Annotated in this window: 25 protein-coding genes; 5 read left to right on the forward strand and 20 right to left on the reverse strand. The window is 70.5% G+C overall.

Annotated features, from left to right (window positions below; all coding sequences use genetic code 11):
- Position 1: 1 nt before the first annotated feature.
- The 4 genes from LSF15_RS00685 to LSF15_RS00700 all read right to left on the reverse strand — a co-directional run bounded on the left by LSF15_RS00685 (position 2) and on the right by LSF15_RS00700 (position 4,554).
- On the reverse strand, positions 2-862 hold the full coding sequence (locus LSF15_RS00685) for an aldehyde dehydrogenase family protein (RefSeq protein WP_232496604.1): 861 nt from the start codon (positions 860-862) through the stop codon (positions 2-4).
- Entirely contained in the window at positions 859-2,472 is a 1,614-nt protein-coding gene (locus LSF15_RS00690) for an aldehyde dehydrogenase family protein (protein ID WP_232496605.1), read from the reverse strand. The genes LSF15_RS00685 and LSF15_RS00690 overlap by 4 nt, the downstream gene beginning before the upstream one ends.
- 82 nt (positions 2,473-2,554) lie before the next feature.
- Positions 2,555-3,562: a deoxyribose-phosphate aldolase gene (gene deoC, locus LSF15_RS00695; RefSeq protein WP_232496606.1), complete on the reverse strand. Its 1,008-nt coding sequence runs from the start codon at positions 3,560-3,562 to the stop codon at positions 2,555-2,557.
- Between the two features lie 47 nt (positions 3,563-3,609).
- The gene (locus LSF15_RS00700; RefSeq protein ID WP_231048340.1) at positions 3,610-4,554 is read right to left on the reverse strand and encodes a sugar-binding transcriptional regulator; all 945 of its coding nucleotides are present in this window, start codon (positions 4,552-4,554) and stop codon (positions 3,610-3,612) included.
- A gap of 138 nt (positions 4,555-4,692) precedes the next feature.
- On the opposite strand from LSF15_RS00700, the gene LSF15_RS00705 reads away from it, so the two are divergent.
- A complete protein-coding gene (locus LSF15_RS00705) occupies positions 4,693-5,625 on the forward strand; it encodes an ROK family protein (RefSeq protein WP_232496607.1) in 933 nt (310 codons plus the stop codon).
- Positions 5,626-5,649: 24 nt separating this feature from the next.
- On the opposite strand, the gene LSF15_RS00710 is transcribed toward LSF15_RS00705, so the two are convergent.
- From LSF15_RS00710 to truB, 5 genes are all read right to left on the reverse strand, one after another.
- Positions 5,650-6,864, reverse strand: a complete 1,215-nt coding sequence (locus LSF15_RS00710) for an MFS transporter (protein ID WP_232496608.1) — start codon at positions 6,862-6,864, stop codon at positions 5,650-5,652.
- Between the two features lie 94 nt (positions 6,865-6,958).
- Positions 6,959-7,891, reverse strand: coding sequence for a bifunctional riboflavin kinase/FAD synthetase (locus LSF15_RS00715; protein ID WP_232496609.1), 933 nt, complete (start codon positions 7,889-7,891; stop codon positions 6,959-6,961).
- Positions 7,888-8,322 carry a hypothetical protein gene (locus LSF15_RS00720; protein ID WP_372459886.1) on the reverse strand — a complete coding sequence of 145 codons (435 nt, stop codon included), beginning with the start codon at positions 8,320-8,322 and terminating at the stop codon, positions 7,888-7,890. Before LSF15_RS00720 ends, LSF15_RS00715 begins: the two co-directional genes overlap by 4 nt.
- A gap of 73 nt (positions 8,323-8,395) precedes the next feature.
- Positions 8,396-8,764, reverse strand: a complete 369-nt coding sequence (locus tag LSF15_RS00725) for a hypothetical protein (RefSeq protein ID WP_232496611.1) — start codon at positions 8,762-8,764, stop codon at positions 8,396-8,398.
- The gene (gene truB, locus LSF15_RS00730; RefSeq protein ID WP_232496612.1) at positions 8,761-9,681 is read right to left on the reverse strand and encodes a tRNA pseudouridine(55) synthase TruB; all 921 of its coding nucleotides are present in this window, start codon (positions 9,679-9,681) and stop codon (positions 8,761-8,763) included. The genes LSF15_RS00725 and truB overlap by 4 nt, the downstream gene beginning before the upstream one ends.
- A gap of 67 nt (positions 9,682-9,748) precedes the next feature.
- Here truB and LSF15_RS00735 point away from each other — a divergent pair, with 67 nt between their 5' ends.
- Complete coding sequence (locus LSF15_RS00735) at positions 9,749-10,744, forward strand: ketopantoate reductase family protein (RefSeq protein ID WP_232496613.1); 996 nt, start codon at positions 9,749-9,751, stop codon at positions 10,742-10,744.
- Between the two features lie 12 nt (positions 10,745-10,756).
- Here the strand turns inward: LSF15_RS00735 and LSF15_RS00740 are convergent, their stop codons facing one another.
- Complete coding sequence (locus tag LSF15_RS00740; RefSeq protein ID WP_232496614.1) at positions 10,757-11,344, reverse strand: nucleoside/nucleotide kinase family protein; 588 nt, start codon at positions 11,342-11,344, stop codon at positions 10,757-10,759.
- A 58-nt stretch (positions 11,345-11,402) separates the two neighbouring features.
- On the opposite strand from LSF15_RS00740, the gene LSF15_RS00745 reads away from it, so the two are divergent.
- Positions 11,403-12,290 (forward strand): HhH-GPD family protein, encoded by an 888-nt coding sequence (locus LSF15_RS00745; RefSeq protein ID WP_232496615.1) that lies wholly within the window; start codon positions 11,403-11,405, stop codon positions 12,288-12,290.
- 64 nt (positions 12,291-12,354) lie between these two features.
- The gene (locus tag LSF15_RS00750; protein ID WP_232496616.1) at positions 12,355-13,275 is read left to right on the forward strand and encodes a LysR family transcriptional regulator; all 921 of its coding nucleotides are present in this window, start codon (positions 12,355-12,357) and stop codon (positions 13,273-13,275) included.
- Between the two features lie 27 nt (positions 13,276-13,302).
- On the opposite strand, the gene rbfA is transcribed toward LSF15_RS00750, so the two are convergent.
- The 5 genes from rbfA to LSF15_RS00775 all read right to left on the reverse strand — a co-directional run bounded on the left by rbfA (position 13,303) and on the right by LSF15_RS00775 (position 19,925).
- Positions 13,303-13,794, reverse strand: a complete 492-nt coding sequence (gene rbfA / locus LSF15_RS00755; RefSeq protein WP_232496617.1) for a 30S ribosome-binding factor RbfA — start codon at positions 13,792-13,794, stop codon at positions 13,303-13,305.
- A gap of 56 nt (positions 13,795-13,850) precedes the next feature.
- Positions 13,851-16,670: a translation initiation factor IF-2 gene (gene infB / locus LSF15_RS00760; protein WP_232496618.1), complete on the reverse strand. Its 2,820-nt coding sequence runs from the start codon at positions 16,668-16,670 to the stop codon at positions 13,851-13,853.
- Positions 16,671-16,729: 59 nt separating this feature from the next.
- A complete protein-coding gene (locus LSF15_RS00765; protein WP_232496619.1) occupies positions 16,730-17,002 on the reverse strand; it encodes a YlxR family protein in 273 nt (90 codons plus the stop codon).
- 55 nt (positions 17,003-17,057) lie between these two features.
- On the reverse strand, positions 17,058-18,056 hold the full coding sequence (gene nusA / locus LSF15_RS00770) for a transcription termination factor NusA (RefSeq protein WP_231048353.1): 999 nt from the start codon (positions 18,054-18,056) through the stop codon (positions 17,058-17,060).
- A gap of 108 nt (positions 18,057-18,164) precedes the next feature.
- The gene (locus tag LSF15_RS00775) at positions 18,165-19,925 is read right to left on the reverse strand and encodes a proline--tRNA ligase (protein WP_232496620.1); all 1,761 of its coding nucleotides are present in this window, start codon (positions 19,923-19,925) and stop codon (positions 18,165-18,167) included.
- A 79-nt stretch (positions 19,926-20,004) separates the two neighbouring features.
- Between LSF15_RS00775 and LSF15_RS00780 the strand changes: the two genes are divergently transcribed.
- Positions 20,005-21,435: an RNB domain-containing ribonuclease gene (locus LSF15_RS00780; protein WP_232496621.1), complete on the forward strand. Its 1,431-nt coding sequence runs from the start codon at positions 20,005-20,007 to the stop codon at positions 21,433-21,435.
- 70 nt (positions 21,436-21,505) lie between these two features.
- Here LSF15_RS00780 and LSF15_RS00785 read toward each other — a convergent pair whose 3' ends face one another.
- The 5 genes from LSF15_RS00785 to LSF15_RS00805 all read right to left on the reverse strand — a co-directional run bounded on the left by LSF15_RS00785 (position 21,506) and on the right by LSF15_RS00805 (position 25,650).
- On the reverse strand, positions 21,506-21,703 hold the full coding sequence (locus tag LSF15_RS00785; protein WP_232496622.1) for a hypothetical protein: 198 nt from the start codon (positions 21,701-21,703) through the stop codon (positions 21,506-21,508).
- Between the two features lie 75 nt (positions 21,704-21,778).
- Positions 21,779-22,909, reverse strand: coding sequence for a flavodoxin-dependent (E)-4-hydroxy-3-methylbut-2-enyl-diphosphate synthase (gene ispG / locus LSF15_RS00790; RefSeq protein WP_232496623.1), 1,131 nt, complete (start codon positions 22,907-22,909; stop codon positions 21,779-21,781).
- Positions 22,910-22,986: 77 nt separating this feature from the next.
- Entirely contained in the window at positions 22,987-23,724 is a 738-nt protein-coding gene (locus LSF15_RS00795) for a hypothetical protein (RefSeq protein WP_232496624.1), read from the reverse strand.
- 169 nt (positions 23,725-23,893) lie between these two features.
- The gene (locus LSF15_RS00800) at positions 23,894-24,940 is read right to left on the reverse strand and encodes an alpha/beta fold hydrolase (RefSeq protein WP_232496625.1); all 1,047 of its coding nucleotides are present in this window, start codon (positions 24,938-24,940) and stop codon (positions 23,894-23,896) included.
- Positions 24,941-25,008: 68 nt separating this feature from the next.
- Positions 25,009-25,650 (reverse strand): CoA transferase subunit B, encoded by a 642-nt coding sequence (locus LSF15_RS00805; RefSeq protein ID WP_232496626.1) that lies wholly within the window; start codon positions 25,648-25,650, stop codon positions 25,009-25,011.
- Positions 25,651-25,652: the final 2 nt, after the last annotated feature.

The following is a 25,652-nucleotide window of genomic DNA, read 5'->3' on the forward strand; positions in this document are numbered from 1 at the left end:
CCTACTTGAGGCTCTTGGTGTGCCAGACGGTCTTCGTCTCGGTGAACGCGGTGATGCGACCGAGCGTCGGCGCTGCCGCGTCGGCGCCGCCCTCTGGGCGCAGCACGCGCTTCAGCGTGTCGGCCGCGTCGATCTCGAGCGAGACCCAGTCGAGATCGCCGGCGCCGACGAGATCGAGCGCGTTGACATCGGAGTGGCTCGCGAGCCACGGCGCGATCTCGGCAGGCGAACCCGTGAGCACGTTGACGACGCCCCCGGGGACGTCGCTCGTCGCGAGCACCTCGGCGAGGCTGATCGCCGAGAGTGGGTACCGTTCGCTCGCCACGATGACGGCCGAGTTGCCGGCGACGAGCGCGGGTGCGAGCGCCGAGACGAACCCGACGAGCGAGGAGTCCTGCGGCGCGATGATCGCCACGACGCCCGTGGGCTCGGGCACCGAGATGTTGAAGTACGGACCGGCCACCGGGTTGGCGTTGCCGGTGACCTGCGCGAACTTGTCGGCCCACCCGGCGTACCAGACCCAGCGATCGATCGCCTCGTCGACCTGGGCGGATGCCACGGCACGCGACGCCCCCTCGGCCTCTTCGATCTCGGCGACGAACTGGGCCCGCCGACCCTCGAGGAGCTCGGCGATGCGATAGAGCACCTGCCCACGGTTGTACGAGGTCGCGCCCGACCAGCCGGAGACCGCGCCGCGCGCCGCGACGACCGCGTCGCGCGCGTCTTTGCGGGATGCCTTCGCGACGTTCGCGAGGAACGCGCCGTCGGCGCGGAGCACCTCGTAGGTGCGCCCTGATTCGCTGCGCGGGAACGCGCCGCCGATGTAGAGCTTGTAGGTCTTCGGCACGGCGAGGCGGCTCACTTCGCTGCTCCCTTCTTCGCGGGCGTGGCTGATCGCGTGGTCTTCGCGGCATCCTTGGTCTCGATACGCGGCTTCGCCGCTCGTCGCCCAGCGGTGGCGGGCTTCGCCGCTGCTCGACCGGCGGAAACCGACTTGGCGCCTGTTCGACCGGCGGTGACCGCCGCCTGGCCGACCGGCGCGGGCGTCAGGTAGGCGGCAAGGCCGTGGCGGCCGCCCTCGCGCCCATAACCCGACTCCTTGTAGCCGCCGAAGGGGCTCGACGGGTCGAACCGGTTGAACGTGTTGGCCCAGATCACCCCGGCGCGGAGCTTGTCGGCGACAGCGAGGATGCGGCTGCCCTTGTCGGTCCAGATGCCGGCCGAAAGCCCGTAGGGCGTGTTGTTCGCCTTGGCGATCGCCTCGGCGGGCGTGCGGAACGTGAGCACCGAGAGCACCGGGCCGAAGATCTCTTCACGCGCGATGCGGCTCGAGGTCTGCACGTTCGTGAAGATCGTCGGCGCGTACCAGAACCCGTTCTCGGGGATCTCGCACGGCACGCTCCACCGGTCGGCGCCCTCTGCGACGCCGATGTCGCTCAGCTCGCGGATGCGCTCGAGCTGCTCGCGCGAGTTGATCGCGCCGATGTCGGTGTTCTTGTCGAGCGGGTCGCCGAGACGCAGGGTCGAGAGGCGCAGCTTCAGGCGCTCGACGACCTCGTCGTGGATGTTCTCTTGCACGAGCAGTCGCGAGCCGGCGCAGCACACATGGCCCTGGTTGAAGAAGATGCCGTTGACGATGCCCTCGATGGCCTGGTCGATCGGTGCGTCGTCGAACACGATGTTCGCCGCCTTGCCGCCGAGTTCGAGCGTGGCCTTCTTGTCGGTGCCCGCGATCTGCTTCGCGATCGCCCGGCCGACCGCGGTCGAGCCGGTGAACGCGACCTTGTCGACGTCGTCGTGGGCGACGAGGTTCGCGCCGGTGTCGCCAGCGCCGGTGATGATGTTCACGACCCCGGGCGGCAGGTCGGCCTGCTGCAGGATCTCGGCGAAGATGAGCGCGGTGAGCGAGGTCGTCTCGGCTGGCTTCAGCACGACGGTGTTGCCCGCGGCGAGCGCGGGTGCGATCTTCCACGAGAGCATCAGCAGCGGGAAGTTCCACGGGATCACCTGGGCGGCGACGCCGTGCGCGCGGGGGCCTGCGCCGAGTCCGGCGTGGTCGAGCTTGTCGGCCCACCCGGCGTAGTAGAAGAACCACGCCGCGACGAGCGGCACGTCGACGTCGCGCGACTCCTTGATCGGTTTGCCGTTGTCGAGCGACTCGGCGACCGCGAGTTCACGCGCGCGCTCCTGCACGAGCCGGGCGATGCGGAACAGGTACTTGCCGCGGTCGCGACCGCTCATCTTCGACCACGTGCGGTCGTACGCGCGACGCGCGGCGGCGACGGCGTCGTCGACGTCGGCCGCATTCGCGTTCGCGATCATCGCGATGCGCTCTTCGCTCGCCGGCGAGATTGTCTGGAACGGGGTGCCGCGACCCTCGACGAATTCACCGTCGATGAAGAGGCCGTACTGGTCGCGCAGCGACAGGATCGCCCGCGACTCGGGGGCGGGTGCGTATTCGAGGAAACTCATGAGGTGGAACCCTTCGGTTCGGAGTCGTATGGATGAGGGTGGTTCGGTGCCTGAGGAGGCCCCCAGGGCCGTCTCGAAGGGCTCAGTCGATGGTGACGTAGTCGGGACCGGAGTAGTGGCCGGTGGTCATCTTCTGGCGCTGCAGCAGCACGTCGTTCAGCAGGCTCGATGCGCCGAACCGGAAGAGGTGGGGCACGAGCCAGTCTTCGCCGACCGTCTCTGCGACGGTGACCAGGTACTTGATGGCGTCCTTCGAGGCGCGAATGCCGCCGGCCGGCTTCACGCCCACCTTGTGGCCCGTGGCCAGATGCCAGTCGCGCACGACCTCGAGCATGAGCAGCGTCACCGGTAGGGTCGCCGCCGGCGAAACCTTGCCGGTGGAGGTCTTGATGAAGTCGCCGCCCGCGAGGATCGAGAGCCACGAGGCCCGGCGCACGTTGTCGTAGGTGACGAGTTCGCCGGTCTCGAGGATGACCTTGAGGCTCGCGCTCGTGCCGTCGGCACGGCGGCAGGCGTCTTTCACGGCGGAGATCTGGTCGAAGACCTGCCCGTAGCGACCGGCGAGGAACGCTCCGCGATCGATGACCATGTCGATCTCGTCGGCTCCGGCGGCGACGGCTTCGGCTGTGTCGGCGAGCTTGATCTCGAGCGACGACCGACCGCTCGGGAACGCGGTCGCGACGGCGGCCACCGAGATGAGCCCGTCGTCGGGATCTCCGTGGGCGCCGCCCAGGGCGTCGACCGCGAACGGCACCATGTCTCCGTACACGCAGACCGCTGCGACGCGCGGCGTCGACGGGTCGGCGGGATCGGGGTTCATCGCCTTGGCGACGAGGGAACGCACCTTGCCGGGGGTGTCGGCACCCTCGAGCGTGGTGAGATCGACGAGCGAGATGATCTTGTCGAGCGCCCATTTCTTGGACGAGGTCTTGATCGAGCGGGTGCCGAGCCCGGCGGCGCGCTGCTCGAGGCCGACCGCGTCGACCCCGGGGATGCCGTGCAGGTACCGGCCGAGCGTCTGGTCGTCGGGTTCGCCGCCGAGCACGGCGAGCGCGCGCTCGCGGGCGGTGACGAGTGAAGTGCCTGACATGGTGTTCGACCTGTCTTTCGTGTGAGGGGTGAGGCGGTGGTGCGACGTCAGCCGTCGAGGAGGTGGAGCGCCGTGGATTCGTCGGTGACGAGCACCGAGCAGAGACGGCTGCGCACGACGGCGTCGGCGACGGCGTGCTTGGCGGAGCCGGCGATCACGGCGATCGCCAACTGCGATGCGCGGAGCTCGTCGAGCGTGAGGCCGACCGTGCGCGCGTCGAGCGCGGGGTCGACGATGTTGCCGTCGGAGTCGATGTAACGCCCCACGACATCGCCGACCGCGCCCTTCTGCACGAGCAGGTCGACGTCGGCGGTCGAGAGGTAGCCGCTCTCGACGTGCACCGAGCTGTGGTCGGCGGCGCCCGCACTGAAGAGGTACGCGTCGGCCGAGCGGGCGAGGTCGATGACCCCGGCCACCACCCGGTCGGACTCGATGGCCTCTTTGGTGGAGAGCTGTTCGAGGATCGCGGGGCTCGGCAGCAGCGTGGCGCTGCCGCCGCCCTTCTGCGCGATGGCGACCGCGGTCGCGGCGGCGGTGCCGGCTCGACGGTTGAGGCTGACGCCGCCGTTGATCTGCACCACGTTGACCCCCGCGGCCCACCCGTTGCGCAGGTGCTGCGAGATGTCGAAGAGGGTGCGCCCCCAGCTCACGCCGAGGGTGCGCGGCACGGGGCGCAGCGCGGTGAGGTAGTCGGCCGCGGCCTGGGCGGTGCGCGCCTGCAACTCTTCGGCCGAGACGACGCCGGCCGACGACACGACGATCGCGTCGGTGAGCCCCCGCTCGTCGCGGAGCCGACGCTCGATCGGCAGGCGTCGAGCGCGCGGATGCAGGATCTCGATGCGGATGAAGCCGCGCTGCTTCGCCTGCGCGAGCAGCCGCCCGACCTTCCACCGGGTGAGGCGCAGGGCCTGCCCGATCTCGTCCTGCGTCTTGTTCTCTTCGTAATAGAGTTCGGCCGCCCTGATCGAGAGCAGCTCGTCGATCTCGTCCATGCCCCTCCGTCTGGCCCGGCGCCTCCGCCGGGCCTCGCATTCCAGCGTAGGCAGGTCGAGGCGCATCGGCAACACTCGCGGGTGATCCTGCTCAGATGAGCATCCGAGCGTCGGATGTCGCGCGCCTATGCTGAAGGGATGCCACTGCCGCTCGCCCTCGCCGTCGACTTCGGCGGAACCAAGGTCGAGGCAGCGCTCGTCGATGCCCGAGGCGCGCTCGTGGCGGGCTCCCGCCATCGTCGGCCGACCGGCGCCGGCGCGTCCTCGCCCGAGCTCGACGCCGCGGTGCGCGACGTCGTCTCGGCCGCACTCTTCGCCCGCCCCGCCGACACGCCGCTCCTCGGAGTCGGCGTCGGCGCGGCAGGCCCCATCGACCTCGAGCATGGCACGGTCTCGCCCCTCAACGTGCCCGCCTGGCGGGGACATCCGCTGGTCGAACGCACCTCCGAGATGGTGCACGACGCACCCGTGACGCTGCGCATCGACGGACTCTGCATCGCGCTCGCCGAATACTGGGTCGGCGCCGGCGTGGGCGCCGCGAACATGCTCGGCATGGTCGTCTCGACTGGCGTCGGCGGCGGCCTCGTGCTCGGCGGCCGCGCCGTGCCGAGCCCGACGGGCAACGCCGGGCACATCGGCCACGTCGAGGTCGGCGGATTCGACGACCTGTGCGCGTGCGGCGGCAGCGGGTGCCTCGAAGCCGTCGCCTCGGGCCCGCGCACCGTCGCGTGGGCGCGCACCCGGGGCTTCACGGGCGAGACCGGTGAAGACCTCGCGCTCGCCCACGCCGCGGGCGACCCGGTCGCGCTCGCCGCCGTCGAACGCGCCGGCACCGCGATCGGGCATGCCGTGGCCACGTCGGCCAGCCTGCTCGATCTCGACGTCGTCGCCATCGGCGGCGGCTTCTCGCGGGTCTCCCCCGCGCTCTTCGACCACGCACGTGCGGCCGTGGCTGAGCGCACCTCGTTCCCGTTCGTGACGCGCGTCGAGATCGTGCCGTCCGGACTCTCCGACGAGGGCCCGCTCATCGGAGCAGGGGCGCTGGTGCACCGGCCCGAACTGCTGGCCTGAAGCCCGCGCCCGCGGCCTCGACGATCAGCCGTCGCGCTCGTCCTCGAAGTAGCGCGGGCGGGCGACCACCGCCCCCGCGATCGCCACCGGCACGGCCGATGCCAGCAGCAGCAGCAGCGGCCAGACCCAGCCACCGGTCTGCTCCGCGAGGATGCCGACGAGCAGTGGCCCGGTCGCAACCATCAGGTAACCCGCGGACTGCACGAATGCCGAGAGGCCCACGGCGCCCGAGTGCGTGCGCGTGCGCAGGTTGATGAGCACGAGGGCGAGCGGGAAGAGCATCGGACCGATCCCGGCGAGCGCGACCCACAGCCACGTCGCCACCGTGGGGACGATGAGCAGGCCGAGGTAGCCGATCGCCAGCGTGACGATCGCCACGACGACGAGCAGCCGGACCTTGCCGTAGCGCGCCGCCACGACGGGCACGATGAGCCCGGCGGGCAGACCCATCGCCGCGTACAGCGCGAGCAGCGCGCCCGCCTCGGCGGGTGAGACCCCGGCGAGGTCGCGCAGGATCACCGGAAGCCAGGCGAACGCCGTGTAGCTGTTGAACCCCGGCATGGCGAACACGACGGCGAGCGACCAGGCCAGCGGCGAACGCAATGCGTGGCGCAGCTGTCCGCGATCGGCTTCCTCGGGCAACGCCTCGGGTGCCTGGCGTTTCGGGTGCACGAGCAGCGCGATCCACGGCACGAGCGCCAATGCGGCCACGATCGCCCATTCGCCCAACGAGACCCGCCAGCCCGCGGCATCCGCGACCGGCACCGCGACGAGCGGCGGCGTGAACGCACTGATCGACATCGCGGTCACGTACAGGGCGGTCATGAACCCGATGCGATCGGGGAAGTACCGTTTCACGAGCGGCGGCAGCAGCACGTTGGCGACGCCGATCGCGGCGAACGTGAGCGTGCTCGCGGCGACGAGCGTCAGCGCCGAGCCCGACAGCCCCCGCCACGCGAGCCCTGCGGCGAGCGCGATGAGCGAGACGATGAGCGTGCCCTCGAGGCCGAAGCGGCGGGCGACGAGCGGAGTCAGGATGCCGAACACGGCGAAACTCAGCGGCGGAAGCATGCCGAGGAACCCGAGCACGACCGGATCGAGCGTGATCTCGGCCCCCACCTGGTCGAGGATCGGCGAGAGCGATGCCACCGCGGTGCGCAGGTTGAACGCAACGAGCACGATCCCGATGAGGGCGAGAGAGCGCCCCGCCCAGAGCGGTCGGGGCGGGATCGAGGGCATCACGTCGAGTCTATGGCTCCGACCAGCCACCGAACGCCTGGGGCGGGCGGCTGGGACGTCCACGGAAACCGCCCGTCGCGGGCGGTGCTCGCGTTCAGTCGGCCAGGATCTCGCGGGAGTGGTCGACGTCGCCGCGCATGGTGTCGATGAGGTCGGGGATGTTCGTGAACGCCACCATGCCGCGGATGCGCTCGACGAACTCGATGTCGACGACATGATCGTAGAGGTCGAGCTCGCGGTCGAGCACGTACGCTTCGACCTGCTTCTTCGCGACGCCCTCGAACGTGGGATTGTCGCCGACCGAGATCGCGGCGGGGTACCGGGTGCCGGCGTCGGTGAGCCAGCCTGCGTAGACGCCGTCGGCGGGGATGAGCCCCTCTGACTCGGGCGTGAGGTTCGCGGTCGGGAATCCCAGTTCGCGGCCGCGCTTGGCACCGTGCACGACGATGCCCGACACCGTCGGAGTGTGCCCGAGCAGTTCGGTCGCGTGCCGGACGTCGCCCTCGGCGAGCAGCTCGCGCACCCAGGTCGACGACACGCGCCTCCCGCCCTGCGGGGTCACGTCGTCGATGACCTCGACCGTGAACCCGAACGTCGCCCCGAGGTCGACGAGGAGGTCGACGTCACCGGCGCCGCGAGCTCCATAGCGGAAGTCCCGGCCGACCAGCACGGCCTTGGCCGCGAGGGTGTCGACCAGCACGCGCTCGACGAACTCGGTCGCGGGAACCGAGGCCAGCGCGCGATCGAACGGCAGCATCAGCGTCGCGTCGATGCCCGTGGTGGCGAGCAGCTCGAGCTTCTGGCGAACGCTCACGAGCGCGTCGGGGCACTTCTCGGGCGCGAGCAGCGCGAGCGGGTTGCGGTCGAACGTGACGACCGCCGCTTTCAGCCCCTCGGACTCGGCGATGCCGCGGAGCCGGCTGATGACGGCGCGATGCCCCTGGTGCACCCCGTCGAACTTGCCGATCGTCACCGCCGACGGGCCGAAGCCTGCGGGCACTCCGGCGAGGCCCTTGAAGATCTTCACGCGGCACCCTCCCCCGCCGGGCCGGCGGCCGGACGTGCGCTCGACGAGCCCGGCGCGGCGGGCCGATGCGTGGCGAGCCACCACATGCCGAGCACCGGCAGGACGAGCGGAATGTAGAGGTAGCCCCGGCCGAACCCCGACCACACCGTGTCGTGCGGGAACAGGTCGGGCATCATGACGCTGAGGGCGCCGACGACGATCACGCCCATGAACTCGAAGACGATCGTCGCCCACGCCACGCGGTACCACACGACCCCGGGGCGCACGAGCGCGATCGTGGCGACGATGTAGACGACCGCCGCGAGGGCCGACAGCGCGTAGGCGAGGGGCGCTTCGTCGAACTTCGACACGATCTGCACGAACGAGCGTCCGGTCGCCGCGAGCGCGAGTACCCCGTAGACGGTGACGAGCACGCGTCCGACGCCGCTCATGCGGGTCGACGGTCGCACTTCTTCCGGGGGATTCTGCAGCTTGCTCATGTCGCTCGATTCTCTCAGACGCGGATCACGCGGACTGCACGGTCCAGATCTGCAGCATGCGGTACACCATGACGCCGACGGCGAGCGCGGCGACGCCCAGCACGACCGTCGACCACCGGTTGCGCTCGAGCAACGCCCAGAACGCGGCGGCCGGCGGCAGCAGCAGCGCGCTCACGAGGTAGGTGTAGAACTCCAGCAGGCTGCCGGTGGGCTCGTTGCCAAAGGCCGGAGCGAGGATCGCGACGACGAGCTGCACGACGAGCAACACCTCGACGAGCGCCAGCGCACCGATCGTGAGGTCGCTCGGCACCCGGCCTGCGAGCCCGAGCACGAGGCAGAGCACGCCTGCGGCGACGGCGACGGCGAGCTGCACCCAGGTGAACCACTCGATCACGACTGCTCCTGCTGCGGGAATCCGGTGATGACCTTGAGTTGATCGCCGCGCCGCTCGACGATCGCGATGAGCCGGTCGCCGGGCGCGATCGCCGCGAACGACGCGTCGCGATCGGATGCCGCGAGCCGCGCCTCGTCGACCGCGACGCGCTTGCCGTGGCCGAGGTCGACGGCCTCGGCGGCGGTGACCTCGACGACCGGCATGGATCGCCTCGCGGCGGCGGCGGGTCCGATGAGCGACGCGACGACGTCGAACCCTTCGAGCTCGCTGGCCTCGTCGACCGAGTACTGCCCGATGCGGCTGCGGCGCAGTGCCGTGAGATGGCCGGCCGTGCCGAGCGCGGAACCGAGGTCGCGCGCGAGGGCGCGCACGTACGTGCCCGACGAGCATTCGACGCGAACGTCGAGGTCGACGTATCCGTCGCCGGCACGCGACTCGAGCAGTTCGAACGCCGACACGGTCACGCGGCGGGATGCCAGCTCGACCTGCTCGCCGTCGCGAACGCGCTGGTAGGCGCGCTTGCCGTCGACCTTCACGGCGCTGACCGCGCTCGGAACCTGGTCGATCTCGCCGACCTGTCGGAGCATCGCGACGTGGATCGACTCGTCGGTCAGCGCGGCGATGGCCGCCCGATCGACGTCGGTCGCGGGCAACGGCTCGCCCTCGGCATCGTCGGTCGTCGTGCCCCAGCCGAGGCGGATCGTCGCGAAGTACTCCTTGTCGAGCCCGACGAGGTAGTGCAGCAGCCGAGTCGCGCTGTCGACCCCGAGCACGAGCAGGCCCGTCGCCATCGGGTCGAGCGTGCCCGCGTGCCCGATCTTGCGGGTTCCGGCGAGGCGGCGCATGCGGGCGACGACGTCGTGACTCGTGATTCCCTGCGGCTTGTCGACGAGGAGGATGCCGCTGTTCACGCCCATCAGGCTAACAGCCGGCCGACCCGTGGTCGGCACACGGGGGCGACTGCGCGCCGCCTACGCTGAGACCGTGAGGATCGGGATCATCGGCGCCGGCGCGCTCGGAGGGACCTTCGCCGCCCTGCTCGTGCGGGCCGGCCACGACATCGAGGTCGCGGCGCGCGGCGCCGGTTTGGCGGCGATCCGCGAGAGCGGCATCCGGATGAGCGGCGGGTACGGCGACGTGCACGCCACCGTCGCCGCCTCCGAGACGCTGTCGATCCGGCCCGACCTCGTGCTCGTCTGCACGAAGGCGCAGGATGCCGAGGCCGCGATCACGGCGAACGCGCTGCGCATCGACGGCGTGCCCGTCGTGGTCGTGCAGAACGGGCTCGACGGCGTCGCGACAGCGACGAGGCTGCTGCCGCAGTCGTCGTGCATGGGTATGCTCTCGATCATCGCGGCGAACTACACGGAGCCGGGCGTGGTGCGCGTCACGACTCCCGCGACGAGCTACCTCGGCCGCGGCGACGGCCCGGCCGACGCCGAATGCGTGAGGGTCGCCGGAGTACTGTCGGGCGCCGTACCCGTCGTCGCGATCGACGGGTTCCGGGGCGCGCAGTGGACGAAGCTCATCGTCAACATGCTGAACGCCGTCCCCGCGATCGTGGGCGAGAGCGTGCAGGACGTCGTCGACGACCCCCGCCTGCGACGCGTCGTCGCCGCGTCGATGCGCGAGGCCGTGCGTGTGGGCATCGCCCGGGGCATCCGCTTCGGGTCGTTGCAGGGACTCGGCGATCGGCGCCTGCGCCTGTTCGCACGACTCCCGCTCGCGATCGGCCAGGTGCTGCCGTGGTCGATGCGCATCCGCATGGGCGGCGTGCCCAACCTCGGGTCGACACAGCAGAGCCTGCGTCGCGGGCAACCCACCGAGATCGACTTCCTCAACGGGGCCGTCGTGCGCGAGGCATCCGCCGCCGGTCTCGACGCACCCGTCAGCCGTGCGCTGACCGCGCTCGTGCACGAGGTCGAGCGGCGCGGCGAGCCGCTCACCCCCGACCGGGTGCTCGCCGACGTACCGGTCTGACGGATCGGGATTTCAGCCTCGGGTCGGGTGGTCGGGATCGGTCAGGTCGATGATCGCCGCCGCCACCGCTCGCGGGTCGCGCTCGCCATAGGCGAGGACGTCGGCCGGGTCGATGGGATCCCCGTCGACGGCGATACGCACGTCCCACAGCCCCGCGAGCCGCTCACGCAGCACGAACCGGCCGTCGATGACGAGGATCGCGTCCTCGGGGCCGGTGATCCACTTCGGCTCGACCCAGGCGTCGCGAGTGGGATCGAACACGCGGGTGACGAAGGCGGTCGACCCGCCCATGCGGAACGGCTCGACGAGCACGCGCCGCAGCGCCGACTCGTCGATGCCGTACCCGTAGTACCGGGCCGGGGTGTCGGCGCCGTACGCCGCCTGCGCCGCCCTCGACCGATGGAAGTCCTCGATGCTCGCACGGAACACCGAATGCTCCCGTTCGCGGAGCACATCGGCGAGGTCGTCACCGAACTTCGATTTGCCGCTGCGCAGCGGCCCGTCGATCGCGACGATCATTCGGCCGTGCCCGTACTGCGCCACGATCTCATCGGCGAGCCCACGCAGGAACGTGACCCTTGGCGTCGTGACGAGTCGCATGCTCCGAGCCTAGCCGCGAGCCCCCACCCGTGCCGGGTCGACGTCATAGGCTGAGCGGATGTCGCGCCACACGCCATCGCCGATCGCCGACACGCTCATCGGCTGGTTCGCAGATGCCGCGCGGCCCCTGCCGTGGCGTGCGGCCGACGTTTCGCCGTGGGCGGTGCTCGTGAGCGAGTTCATGCTGCAGCAGACGCAGGTCGCCCGGGTCCTCCCGCGCTGGGAGGCGTGGATCGAGCGATGGCCGACCCCGGCGGCGCTCGCGGCCGAGCCTCCGTCCGAAGCGGTGCGGGCCTGGGACCGGCTGGGCTATCCGCGGCGGGCGCTCTGGCTCCACCGGGCCGCGACCGAGATCGTCGAGCGGCACGGCGGCGAGGTGCCGCACGACCTCGATGCGCTGCTCGCGCTGCAGGGCATCGGCCCCTACACGGCGCGCGCGATCGCCGCGTTCGCGTTCGGCCTGCGACATCCGGTGGTCGACACGAACACGCGACGCGTGCTCGCACGCGCCGTCGCGGGGCAGGGTGAAGCGGGGCCGCCATCGACGGCCCGCGATCTCGCCGCGATGGAGGCACTGCTGCCCGATGACCCGCCCTCGGCGCGCATCGTGAACGCGGCGACCATGGAACTCGGCGCCACGGTGTGCGCCGCCCGTGCCCCGCGCTGCGACGAGTGCCCCATCGCCGACGCGTGCGCCTGGCGCCGGGCGGGCTACCCGCCGTACGAGGGCGCTCGGCGACCCGTGCAGGCGCGTTTCGCGGGCTCCGATCGGCAGGTGCGCGGCCTCGTCATGCGAGAACTGCGTGCCGCACACCGACCGGTCGACCGCGTCGAGCTCGCCCCCGTCTGGGCGGATGCCGCCCAGCTCGACCGCGCGATCGCGGGACTGCTCGCCGATGGGCTCCTGGTCGGTGACGACGCGGGATACCGCCTGCCCGAACGGTGAGGATTCTGCGACCGAGTGCAGAACGCCCGGCTGCCTGCGGCATCGCGTGTGCGAATATGCAGGAGTGCCCTCGCTGAAGCTCCCGCCATCCCGGCCGAACCCCGACGACCTGCTGGTGCTGCTGGCCGTGGCCAGGGCGGGCCGCTACACGGCGGCCGCGGCCGAGCTGGGCCTGAACCACACCACCATCGCTCGTCGCATCACGGCCCTCGAAGCCGCGCTCGGCGGCCGGGTGCTCGCGCGGGGGGCGGCCGGTTGGGTGCTGACGGCTCTCGGCGAGCATGCGATCACCGCGGCCGAGGGCGTCGAGCGCGCGCTCGGCGCGCTCTCCCCCGAGTCGGCGCGGCTCTCGGGCGTCGTGCGCCTCTCGGCGACCGACGGCTTCAGCGGGTTCATCGCGGCCCCCGCGATCGTCGCCGTCCGGCGCGCGCATCCCGACGTCTCGCTCGAGATCGTCGCGGCGCAACGCCGTGCCGCCCAGCAGCGCGTCGGCGTCGACCTCGAGGTCGTCGTCGGGAAACCGCACGTCAACCGCGCCGAAGCGGTGCACCTCGCCGACTACGCGCTCGGCCTGTATGCGAGCCGCCCGTACCTCGAGCAGCACGGGACGCCACGCACGACGGCCGACCTCGACGGCCGGCCGCTCGTCTACTTCATCGAGTCGATGCTGCAGGTCGACGCGCTCGACGAGGCGCGTCGCTCGACCCGCCGCATGGTCGACGCGGTCTCGAGTACCAACGTGTTCGTCCACGTCGACGCGACGCGCGCGGGCGCGGGATACGGCCTCCTGCCGGCATTCCTCGCGGACCGGCACGACGACCTCGTGAGACTGTTCCCCGCCGAGATCGACGAGCGACTGCCCTACTGGCTGGTGTGCCGGCCCGAGGCGTTGCGACAGCCGGTCGTGCTGGCCTTCATCACCGCCATGCAGGCGCGCATCGCCGAGGTCGCCGCCGACCTGCACGGCAGTGGCGGGCCGCGCTGAGGCCGTCGCGGACCAGCCCGTGCGGACCTAGCCCGCGCGCCCCTCGTCGGCGACGTCGACGGTGTCACCGTCGAGCTCGTCGGCGCCGTCGTCGTCGAGGTCACGCGGCTTGACGTACGGATCCGCCTCACCGGCGTACTCGGCCGTCGACGCGAGTTCTGTGGTCTCCGCGTCGCGCTCGCGCGCCTCGCGGAGCAGTTCCTCGATGTGCTCGGCGTTCTCGGGGATCGCGTCGGCGATGAACTCGAGCGACGGGGTGAGCCGCGCGGTGATGTTGCGGCCGACCTCGGTGCGGAGCATCCCGGTCGCCGACTTGAGCGCCAGTGCAGAATCGCGACGCTCTTCATCGGTGCCGTACACCGTGTAGAAGATGCTCGCGTGCTGCAGGTCGCCCGTGACGCGCACGTCGGTGATCGTCACGAACCCGAGCCGCGGGTCGCGAAGGCCCTTGTCGAGCCGTTTCGCGACGATCTCCTTGATGCGGTCGGCCATCTTCCTGGCCCGTGCCGGATCAGCCATGGTGCAGTGTTTCCTTCCGAGCGAGGCCGGGGCGGCAAGCCGCCCCGGCCGTTCGATCAGGCGCGAGGCTTCTCGCGCATCTCGATGGTCTCGATCTCGTCGCCGACCTGGATGTCGTTGAACTTGCCGAGGCCGATGCCCGCCTCGAAGTCCGTGCGGACCTCGGTGACGTCGTCCTTGAACCGGCGCAGCGACTCGATCGCGAGGTTGTCGCCGACGACGACGCCATCGCGGATGACGCGTGCCTTGGCGTTTCGCGTGATCGTTCCCGACCGCACGATGACACCGGCGATGTTGCCGAACTTCGAGGAGCGGAACACCTCGCGGATCTCGGCGACGCCCGACTGGACCTCTTCGTACTCGGGCTTGAGCATGCCCTTGAGCGAGTTCTCGATGTCGTCGATCGCGTTGTAGATGACCGAGTAGAAGCGCACGTCGACACCCTCGCGGGCGGCACGCTCCCGCGCCTTCACGTCGGGGCGCACGTTGAACCCGATGACGATCGCGTTGTCGATCGTCGCGAGGTCGATGTCGCTCTCAGTGACGGCACCCACACCGCGGTGGAGGATGCGCAGCTGCACCGATTCGTCGACCTCGATCTTCAAGAGCGACTCCTCGAGCGCCTCGACGGCACCCGACACGTCACCCTTGATGATGAGGTTGAGCGACTCGACCTTGCCCTCTTCGAGCGCACGGGTGAAGTCCTCGAGCGAGATGCGCTTGCGCGCCTTCGCGAGCAGGGCGTTGCGCTCTGCCGCCTCGCGCTTCTCGGCGATCTGGCGGGCCGTGCGGTCCTCCTCGGTGACGAGGAAGGTGTCGCCCGCTCGCGGAACGCTCGAGAGGCCCTGCACCTGCACCGGGCGAGCCGGTGTCGCCTCGGCGACCGCGTCGCCGTTCTCGTCGGCCATCGCACGAACGCGGCCATAGGCGGTGCCCGCGACGATCGCGTCGCCGACCCGGAGCGTGCCCGACTGGATGAGCACGGTCGCGACCGCACCACGTCCCTTGTCGAGCTTCGCCTCGATCGCGACGCCACGTGCGTCCTTGTCGGGGTTCGCGCGCAGGTCGAGTCCGGCGTCGGCGGTGAGGAGCACTGCGTCGAGCAGTTCCTGGATGCCGATGCCCTCACGAGCCGAGACGTCGACGAACAGCACGTCGCCGCCGTACTCCTCGGCCACGAGGCCGAACTCGGTGAGCTGCTGGCGCACCTTGGCGGGGTTCGCGTCGGGCTTGTCGATCTTGTTCACCGCCACCACGATCGGCACGTTCGCCGACTGCGCGTGGTTCAGCGCCTCGATCGTCTGCGGCATGATGCCGTCGTCGGCCGCGACCACGAGGATCGCGATGTCGGTCACCTGCGCACCACGGGCACGCATGGCGGTGAACGCCTCGTGACCGGGGGTGTCGATGAAGGTGATCGCGCGGTCGATGCCCTCGTGCTCGGTGTGAACCTGGTAGGCGCCGATGTGCTGCGTGATGCCACCGGCCTCGCCCGCGACGACATTCGCGTTGCGGATGGCGTCGAGCAGGCGGGTCTTACCGTGGTCGACGTGACCCATGACGGTGACGACCGGCGGACGCGCCGCGAGGTCGTCGTCGGTCTCGTTCTCGAGCTCCTGGTCGAGGTCGATGTCGAAGCCCTCGAGGAGTTCGCGGTCTTCGTCTTCGGGAGACACGACCTGGATCTTGTAGCCGAGCTCGGCGCCGAGCACCTCGAAGGTCGCCTCATCGAGCGACTCGGTCGCCGTCGCCATCTCACCGAGGTGGAACAGCACGGTGACGAGCGAACCGGGGTTCGCATCGATCTTGTCGGCGAAGTCGGAGATGGAGGAGCCGCGACGCAGCCTGATGACGGTGTTGCCGTCGCCGCGGGGAACGCTCACGCCGCCGAGCGACGGGGCCTCCCGCATCTCGAACTCGGCCCGCTTCGTACGCTTCGACTTGCGCGACTTGCTCTTGCCACCGCCGCGACCGAAGGCACCTGCCGTACCGCCGCCGGGGCCACGACCACGGCCGCCGCCACCCGCAGGACGCGGGCCGCCGAAGCCGCCGCCTGGCGCGCCACCGGGACGCTGGAAGCCACCGCCGGCACCGCCGGGACGAGCGCCTGCGCCGCCACCGCCGCCGGGACGCTGGAAGCCGCCGCCGGGGCGGCCGCCGGCGCCGGCCGGGCGGGGAGCGCCGGGGCGCGGCGAACCTGGCCGCGGCGCCTGCGGGCGCGGGATGTTGCCGGGGCTCGGCCGCTGTCCCATGCCCTGCGAGCTCGAGAACGGGTTGTTGCCCGGACGAGGCTGAGCCGGACGCGAGCCCATGCCCTGCGAGCTCGAGAACGGGTTGTTGCCGGGGCGAGGAGCACCGGGGCGAGGGGCGCCGGCCGGGCGCGGGACCGCGCCGCCGGGCTTGGGACCGGTCGACGGCTTCGCGACGTCGGAGGCGGTGGCAGCGGCGGCAGCGGCGGGCTTCTCAGCCTGCTCAGCCTGCTGTTCGGCCTTCTCGGCAGCCGCGTGCGCGGCCTTCTCTTCAGCCTGGGCCTGACGTTCGGCGACCGTGAGGGGCACCTCGGCGACGGGCGCCGCCGGCGCCGGCGCCTCGGGCTCCTCGACGACGGGCTTGGCGGCCGGCTTGGGGCCGGGCTTGACGCCGGGCTTCACGGTCGACGACGCGGGCTTGGCCGCGGCGGCAGGGGCGGGCGCCGCTGCCTTGGCCGCGGCGCCGTCGGCTTCGAGCGCCGCCTTCAGGCGGCGCGCGACGGGGGGTTCGATGGACGACGAGGGTCCCTTGACGTACTCGCCCATCTGCTTGAGCTTCTCAAGCGCGATCTTGCTGTCGACACCGAGTTCGGATGCGATCTCGTGTACACGTGGTTTGGCAGCCACTTCTCTCCTGTTCCGGGCCCGACCCCGGACAGGGGCGGACCATCAATGGCGGACGGGTCTCATTTCGAGCCGCTCATGAGTTGTCCATTTGCCTTCAGCCTGTTCTCTACGTTGCTGGTGTCCAGTTCGCCGCGGACGCGAAGTGCGCGGGTGAACGCGCGTCGCCGCACGGCGAGCCGGTAGCACTCGAGTGACGGATGCAGCCACGCACCCCTTCCCGGAAGCACAGCCGAATCATCTGCGATGACGTGGGAGTTCTGGGTGACGACCCTCAGAAGTGAGGATCGCGGGGAGCGCGAACGGCATCCGATGCACGTTCTGACGGGTTCCATGTTACACCTCTGAGCTGTGCGCCCGCCGACACGGCCGGCGAGCGCACGGCAGACGTCAGTTCGACTCGAGGATCGAGTCGGGCTGGATGTCGATCTTCGCGCCGGTCAGCTTGGCTGCGAGACGGGCGTTCTGGCCCTCCTTGCCGATCGCGAGCGAGAGCTGGTAGTCGGGCACGAGGGCGCGGACGGCGCGTGTCGACTCGTCGATGACGAACGCGCTCGTGACCTTGGCCGGCGACAGGGCGCTCGCGACGAACGTGGCGAGGTCGTCGGACCAGTCGACGATGTCGATCTTCTCGGCGCCGAGCTCTGCCGTGACCGCGCGGACCCGCTGCCCGAGCTCGCCGATCGCCGCACCCTTGGCGTTCACGCCCGGCTGGTTCGCACGCACCGCGATCTTCGTGCGGTGCCCGGCCTCGCGAGCGAGCGAGACGATCTCGACCACGCCGGACGCGATCTCGGGCACCTCGAGCGCGAACAGCTTGCGCACCAGTGCGGGGTGGGTGCGCGAGACCGTGATCGACGGGCCCTTCGTGCCCTTGGCGACGCTCGTCACGTAGACGCGGATGCGCTGGCCGTGCGGGTACTCCTCGCCCGGCACCTGCTCTTCGGGCGGCAGGATCGCCTCGACCGTGCCGAGGTCGATGTGCACCATCTTCGGGTTGGGACCCTGCTGGATGATGCCGGCGACGATATCGCCCTCACGCCCGCGGAACTCCCCCAGCACCGCGTCGTCGGCCAGGTCGCGCAGGCGCTGGTTGATGACCTGCTTCGCCGCGAATGCCGCGATGCGACCGAAGTCGCTCGGCGAGTCCTCGGCCTCGCCGATGACGTTTCCCTCGTCGTCGAGCTCGGGCACGAACACCGAGACGTGCCCGGTCTTGCGGTCGAGGTGCGCGCGAGCCCCGTTCGGGTTCGCATGGCCGTGCTGCCCCGGATTGGTGTGCTTCAGGTAGGCCATCAGGATGGCCTGTTCGATGATCTCCACCAGTTCGTCGAACGGGATCTCCTTCTCGCGCTCCATCATGCGAAGCACGCTGAGGTCGATATCCATCGCCGGCCTCCTCTATTCAGCTCTCAGTGCCGCTCTCCCCTCGGAGTCGGCAGGACTCAACGATACCGGTTGACGCGGGGCGGGTCATCCGCTCGCGCCTTCGGGCGGTCAGGAGAGCGCGGCGACGACCCCGTCGATCGGCACCTGCGTACGCTCGCCCGTTGCGCGATCCCAGACCTCGACGACGCCGTCGGCGACGCCGCGGCCCGCGATCACGATCTTGGGCACGCCGATGAGCTCGGCGTCGCCGAACTTCACGCCCGGCGATACCTTGGGCCGGTCGTCGTAGAGCACGTCGAATCGGGATGCCTCGAGCGCGGCCACGATCGTCTCGGCGGTGTCGAACACCGCGGCGTCCTTGCCGGTCGCGAGCACGTGCACGTCGAACGGCGCCACGGCGGCGGGCCACACGAGGCCCTTCTCGTCGTTGTTGCCCTCGGCGAGGATCGCGAGGATGCGCGTGACGCCGATGCCGTAGGAGCCCATGGTGACGGTCGCGAGCTTGCCGTTCTCGTCGAGCACCTTGAGGCCGAGCGCCTCGGCGTACTTGCGGCCGAGCTGGAACACGTGGCCGATCTCCATGCCGCGAGCGAGCTCGACCGGGCCCGAGCCGTCGGGCGCTGGGTCGCCGGCGCGCACGTCGGAGATGTCGATCACGCCGTCGGCGACGAAGTCGCGACCGGCGACGAGTGAGAGCACGTGCTTCTGGTCGATGTTCGCGCCGGTCACCCACGCGGTGCCCTCGACGACGCGCGGGTCGACGAGGAATCGGATGCCGCTCGCAGACTCCTCGCCGAGCACGGGACCCTCGGGCGACCAGGGTCCGATGTAGCCCTTGACGAGGCCGGGGTGCTTCGCGAAGTCGGATTCGGTGGCCGCCTCGACCTCGGCGGGGGCGAACGCGACTTCGGCCCGCTTGACCTCGACCTCGCGGTCGCCGGGCATGCCGACGACGACGAGCTCGCGCCTGCCGTCGAGGTGGGTGAGCGCCAGCACGACGTTCTTGAGCGTGTCGGCGGCACGCCAAGCACGGTCGGTGCGCGGCTCGTGCTCGTTGACGTGGTCGACGAGGGTCAGGATCGTCGGCGTGTTCGGCGAGTCGAACACGACCGGCGCAGGCTGGCCGTCGACGGGCAGCGACTCGGGCACGATCGTCTGGAACGCCTCGACGTTCGCCGCATACCCCCCGGCCGAGCGTACGAAGGTGTCTTCGCCGACGGGGGTCGGGTGCAGGAACTCCTCGCTCTTCGAGCCGCCCATGGCGCCCGCATCGGCCTGCACGATGACGTACTCGAGCCCGAGGCGCGCGAAGATGCGCTCATACGCGTCGCGCTGCGCCTGGTACGAGGCATCGAGACCCTCATCGGACACGTCGAACGAGTACGCGTCCTTCATGGTGAACTCGCGGCCGCGCAGCAGGCCGGCACGCGGCCGCGCCTCGTCGCGGTACTTGTCTTGGATCTGGTATATCGACAGGGGCAGGTCTTTGTACGAGTTGTAGAGGTCTTTCACGAGCAGCGTGAACACCTCTTCGTGCGTGGGCGCGAGCAGGTAGTCGGCGCCCTTGCGGTCGTGCAGGCGGAAGAGCGCGTCGCCGTACTCGGTCCACCGGTTGGTGACCTCGTAGGGCTCGCGCGGCAGCAGCGCCGGGAAGTGCACCTCGTGCGCGCCCGCGTTCGTCATCTCTTCGCGGATGATCGCCTCGATCTTCGCCTTCACCCGCAGCCCGAGCGGCAGCCACGCGAACACCCCCGGCGCCTGACGGCGGATGTAGCCGGCGCGCACGAGCAGCTTGTGGCTCGTCACCTCGGCGTCGGCGGGGTCTTCGCGGAGCGTACGGAGGAAGTAGTTGGTCAGGCGTGTGGGCACCCGCCCAGTCTAGAAGGCGAGCGGATGTCGCGACTTCACGCCCTCCCCTCGTCGCGCCCACCCGCCGTAGGCTGGGCAGATGTCCGCCCTCCGGTCGCACATCGCAGCATCCGTCGCGCAGAGCGAACTCGCCGTCGCGCTCGCCGAGTTGCGCGCGTCGCTCGAGCTGCCCGCCGAGTTCCCGGCCGAGGTGCTCGCCGAGGCCGAGGCCGCGACATCCGCTTCGCCGCCGCCCGAACGCGACCGGCGCGACCTCGAATTCCTCACGATCGACCCGGTCGGCTCGATGGACCTCGATCAGGCCCTGCACCTCGCACGTCGCGAGGGCGGGTACACCGTGCACTATGCGATCGCGGATGTCCCGGGCTTCGTCACCCCCGATCGCGCGGTCGATCTCGAAGCGCGCGAGCGCGGGCAGACGCTCTACGCGGCCGACGGCCGCATTCCGCTGCATCCGCCCGTGCTCAGCGAGGATCGCGTTTCACTGCTACCCGGCGTCGACCGGAGCGCCTACGTGTGGGCGCTCGACCTCGACGAGGCGGGCGCGGTCGTCGGCACCCGGCTCGAGCGCGCGATCGTTCGCTCACGCGAGCGACTGAGCTATATCGAGGCGCAGGAGCGCATCGACGCCGGCGCAGCAGACGGGCCGCTCGGCCTGCTGAAGCAGATCGGCCTGCTTCGCATCGAGCAGGAGCGGGCACGCGGCGGAGCGAGCCTGAACTCGCCCGAGGCCGAGATCGTGCGCTCCGACGGTGGCTACGCGCTCGAGTGGCGCAGCCTGCTGGCGGTCGAGGACTGGAACGCGCAGCTCTCGCTCATGACCGGGATGGCCGCGGCACAGCTCATGGTCGATGCCCGGGTCGGGATCCTCCGAACGATGCCGGCGCCTGATGCGTCGCGCATCGCCGCATTCCGCACGCAGACCGAGGCGCTCGGGCGGCCATGGCCCGAGTCGGTCTCGTACGGCGAGTACCTGCGGGGCCTCGATCGCACCGACCCGGCGTGCCTCGCCGTGATGCGCGCTGCCGGAGGACTGTTCCGCGGCGCAGGCTACGAGGCGTTCGACGGAACTGTGCCGCGCGACCCCATGCAATCGGCGATCGCGGCGCCATATGCGCACGTCACCGCGCCCCTGCGTCGACTCGTCGACCGGTGGGGCCTCGTCGTGTGCGAGGCGGTGAGCGCGGGCCGAGAGGTGCCGGGCTGGGCACGACAGTCGCTCGCGGCGCTCCCCTCGCTCATGGGTGCCTCGTCGCAGCGGGCGAGCCAGCTCGAATCGGCGTCGGTGGCCAGGGTCGAGGCGGCCGTGCTCGCCGATCGCGTCGGCGAGCGCTTCGACGCGACCGTGCTCGAACTGCGCGACGATCGCGCGGTCGTGCAGCTCGCCGACCCCGCGGTCACGGCGACCTGCCCAGCGAGCGATCGGACGCGTTCGGGCGAGCGCATCGCCGTCGTGCTCGCCAGCGCCGACATCGCTTCGGGCGCCGTGCAGTTCGCGCTCGCGGACTGAGTCGGACCGAAGCTCGGCAACCGGCGATCCGCCGTTCGAAGGCGCCGTGTTCGGACGGTGCCCGAACGCGTCAGACGTTGCCGTCGACGTCCTCCTCGTCGTCGAGCGCGAACTCCTCGAGGTCGTGTTCTGCCGCCGTCGCGGCGTCGTCGGCACGGTCGTCGGTGCCTGCTTCGTTGTCCTCGTCGACGCCCTCGTGCAGCGTTCCCATCCCGTCGGGATAGCCGGCCTGGTCGGGATACTCGAACTCGAACTTCTCGCCGCTCATCGCGATCCCCTCTCGCGCACGGACGCCGGTGGGGCATCCGGTGCCGCCCACTGTACTCGCGGCGGCCGCCGGCGACTACGGGGTCAGCACCTGCGGCGAGCCGACCGGGGCGTCGGCGCCCATCTCGTCGGCGATGCGCTGCGCCTCGGCGATGAGGGTTTCGACGATCTCGGACTCGGGGACGGTCTTGATGACCTCGCCCTTGACGAAGATCTGCCCCTTGCCGTTGCCCGACGCGACGCCCAGGTCGGCCTCGCGGGCCTCGCCGGGTCCGTTCACGACGCAGCCCATGACCGCGACGCGCAGCGGCACGGTCATGCCCTCGAGCCCGTCGGTGACGTCGTTGGCGAGCTTGTAGACGTCGACCTGCGCGCGGCCGCACGAGGGGCACGAGACGATCTCGAGCTTGCGCTCGCGAAGGTTCAGCGACTGCAGGATCTGCAGTCCGACCTTGACCTCTTCGACCGGCGGGGCGCTGAGCGACACGCGGATCGTGTCGCCGATGCCCTCGCTCAGCAGGATGCCGAACGCGGTGGCGCTCTTGATCGTGCCCTGGAAGGCCGGCCCGGCCTCGGTGACGCCGAGGTGCAGGGGCCAGTCGCCGCGTTCGGCGAGCATGCGGTAGGCCTTCACCATGACGATCGGGTCGTTGTGCTTGACCGAGATCTTGAAGTCGTGGAAGTCGTGCTCCTCGAAGAGGCTCGCCTCCCACACGGCCGACTCGACGAGCGCCTCGGGCGTCGCCTTGCCGTACTTCTCGAGCAGGCGCGGGTCGAGCGAACCGGCGTTCACGCCGATGCGCAGGCTCACGCCGGCCGCCTTCGCGGCCTTGGCGATCTCGCCGACGCGGTCGTCGAACTTGCGGATGTTGCCCGGATTCACGCGCACCGCCGCGCAGCCCGCGTCGATCGCGGCGAACACGTAGTTCGGCTGGAAGTGGATGTCGGCGATCACCGGGATCTGGCTCTTCTTGGCGATGATCGGCAATGCCTCGGCGTCGTCGCGGCTCGGCACCGCGACCCGCACGATGTCGCAGCCCGATGCGGTGAGCTCGGCGATCTGCTGCAGGGTGGCGTTGATGTTCGTGGTGGGCGTCGTGGTCATCGACTGCACGCTCACCTGGGCGTCGCCGCCGACGAGCACCTTGCCCACCTTGATCTGGCGCGACTTGCGTCGCGGGGCCAAGACCTCAGGGACTTTGGGCATTCCGAGATTCACAGCAGGCACGTGTCCGAGTCTACTTCCGGATCGCCGGGCGAACCCCCAGCGCCGGGCGGGATGCCTCAGGCGCAGCCGTCTTCGTGGATCGGAAGCGGGGCGCGGACCCGCGCGATGCTCGACCCGTCACCGTTCACGACGAAGTCGACGCCGAACCGTTGCTCGTGCACCGTGCCGTCGGGCCATGTCTCCTCATGCGTCGTGTAGTCGAGGTACGGCCCCGAGCAGCCGCTGGGGTTGATCTGCAGGCCCGGCATCGCCGAGAGCTCCGCCCACGATGCGCCGGCGACGACGCCCTGCTCGGTGGCAAGCGCGACCCCCGCGGAGTTCGGCCCGGTGAAGATCACGCCGAAGCTCGGCTTGTACAACGTGCGCTCCTGCCCGGCGAATTCAGCCCAGCGGTCGACATACCGCCGTTCCCAGAGCTCGAACGCACCCCATCGGTGCGCCGTGGAAGGCGAGAAGTGGCTGGAGCCCGGATGATCCTCTGCCGTCGGGTCGGCACCGAAGACCACGGTGAGCGAGTCGATCGCCTGGTCGACGTCATCGAGGTAGCCGAACTCGGCGACCACCGCATCGGAGGCGTCGCGCAGCTCCAGCGATTCGGGTCGCGCGACGATCGCGGTGACCGTCGTGAGCGGATCGACCGGCGCGGCGCTCGGTGTCGGCTCCGCGGTTGCCGCCGGTGCTTCGGCGTCGGGGGCCGGCGCCGCCGCAGGCGAACCCCCGAAGCATCCGGTCAGGGCCCATGCAAGCGCGAGCGCGAGCGCGGTAAGAGCGCCAGCGCGGTGGATTCGGGGCATCGGACACCTATCGGGAGGGATGGGCAGCAGGTGCGTGCCTGTGATGATCGTGACAGCGTCGCGGCAAGCGAGCCATCCGTGACGCGTCACGATCTGATATCGAAGCCGTGGCGCCGTCTCGGGTGCTCCTCGTCGGCGTCACCGAATCGGGACGCCGGCACGCGCGGGTTCAGCCGATCAGGTCGAGCAGCGCCGCGCGGAACTCGTCGGGGCGCTCGAGGTGCGGCGAATGGCCGCAGTTCTCGAGCTCGAGCTCGGTGACCGCGCCGCCCGCCGCTCGGTAGCGTTCGAGCACCGCACGGGTCTGCTGGATCATCGGCTGCGGCGGCGCCACGTCGTCGCCCGGCCAGCCCGGGATGATGCCCGCCTTGCCCAGCTGGTTGAGGTCGAAGAACGAGGCGTCGCCGACGATCGCGTCTTGAGCACCGTGGATCCAGAGGATCGGCGGCTTCGATTCGAGGTCGACGATCGCCGTGGTGTTGAAGAGCGACGGCGCCAGGGTGTTGAGCACGCCCCGGCTGCCCGGGGCGAAGCCCGGCCAGTTGTCGGAGGTCGTCGAGTCGCCCGGGTCGTTGTCGATGCCGGTCTTGGTCGTGAGCATCGACTCGACCCAGACGTCTTCGTGCTCGGCCTCGAAGCCCGGTACGACATACGTTGCGCGGAACACCGCACGCGGCGACCCCGGCTCGTCGCTGCGGTCGCCGCGCGCGAGGCGGGCGATGAAGTCGGGGTTCGCTCCCCCGCCACCCGTGCCCGCGGCATCCGGTGTCAGGAGCGAGCCGTCGGCGCCGGTCCCGCCGAACCCGTACGGCGAGACCGGCGCGACGAGCGTGAGGCTCGTGACGAGGTCGGGGCGGTCGAGCACCAGCTGCATCGCGACGCCACCGCCGAGGCTCCAGCCGACGACGTGCACCGCACCGAGGTCGAGCGCCTCGATGACGGATGCCACGTCGTCGGAGAAGTCGCGAACGCCGCGCGTCGCGTCGACCGGGAGCGTCTCGCTGTCGCCGAAACCGCGCAGGTCGACGGCGAGCGCCCGCACGTCATCGGGCAGGGCCAGCATCATCGGCTGCCAGAACAGCGACGACGACGTGTTGCCGTGCACGAACACCACGATCTTCGTCGCGGATTCCGATGGCCGCTCGAGCACATTGGCTGTGAGGCGATCGGTCTCGACCCGGTTGGTGGTGATGCCCGGGAAGATCGTGTCGACCATGGTGTTGCCTTTCGTGAGAGGTGGGTCTCGATACGGCCCTGACGGGCCTACTCGACCGACGAGAACAGCTATTCGACCGCTGAGGTGTCGAGCGGCGGCTCGGTGGCGGCGACGACCTCGTCGACGGTGACGCCGGGTGCGAGTTCGATGAGCTTGAGCCCCTCGGGCGTGATGTCGATGACGGCGAGGTCGGTGATGATGCGATCGACGACGCCCTTGCCCGTGAGCGGCAGGGAGCACTCGTTCACGATCTTCGCCGAGCCGTCCTTGGCGACGTGCTCCATGAGCACGATCTTGCGGCGGGCGCCATGGACGAGGTCCATGGCACCGCCGGGGCCCTTGACCATCTTGCCGGGGATCATCCAGTTGGCGAGGTCGCCGGCCGCCGAGACCTGCATGGCGCCCAGGATGGCGGCGTCGATCTTGCCGCCGCGGATCATGCCGAAGCTCGTCGCCGAGTCGAAGTACGCGGCGCCGGGCAGCACCGTGACCGTCTCTTTGCCGGCGTTGATGAGGTCGGGGTCGACGGCGTCTTCAGTCGGGTACGGGCCGACGCCGAGGATGCCGTTCTCGGACTGCAGCAGGATCGTGACGTCGTCGGCCACGTAGTTCGGCACGAGCGTCGGCAGCCCGATGCCGAGGTTCACGTACGAACCGTTGGAGAGCTCCTTCGCGGCGCGGGCCGCCATCTCAAGACGTGTGAGTGCCATGG

This window comes from Agromyces humatus (assembly GCF_021228295.1).
GTDB classification, from domain to species: domain Bacteria; phylum Actinomycetota; class Actinomycetes; order Actinomycetales; family Microbacteriaceae; genus Agromyces; species Agromyces humatus.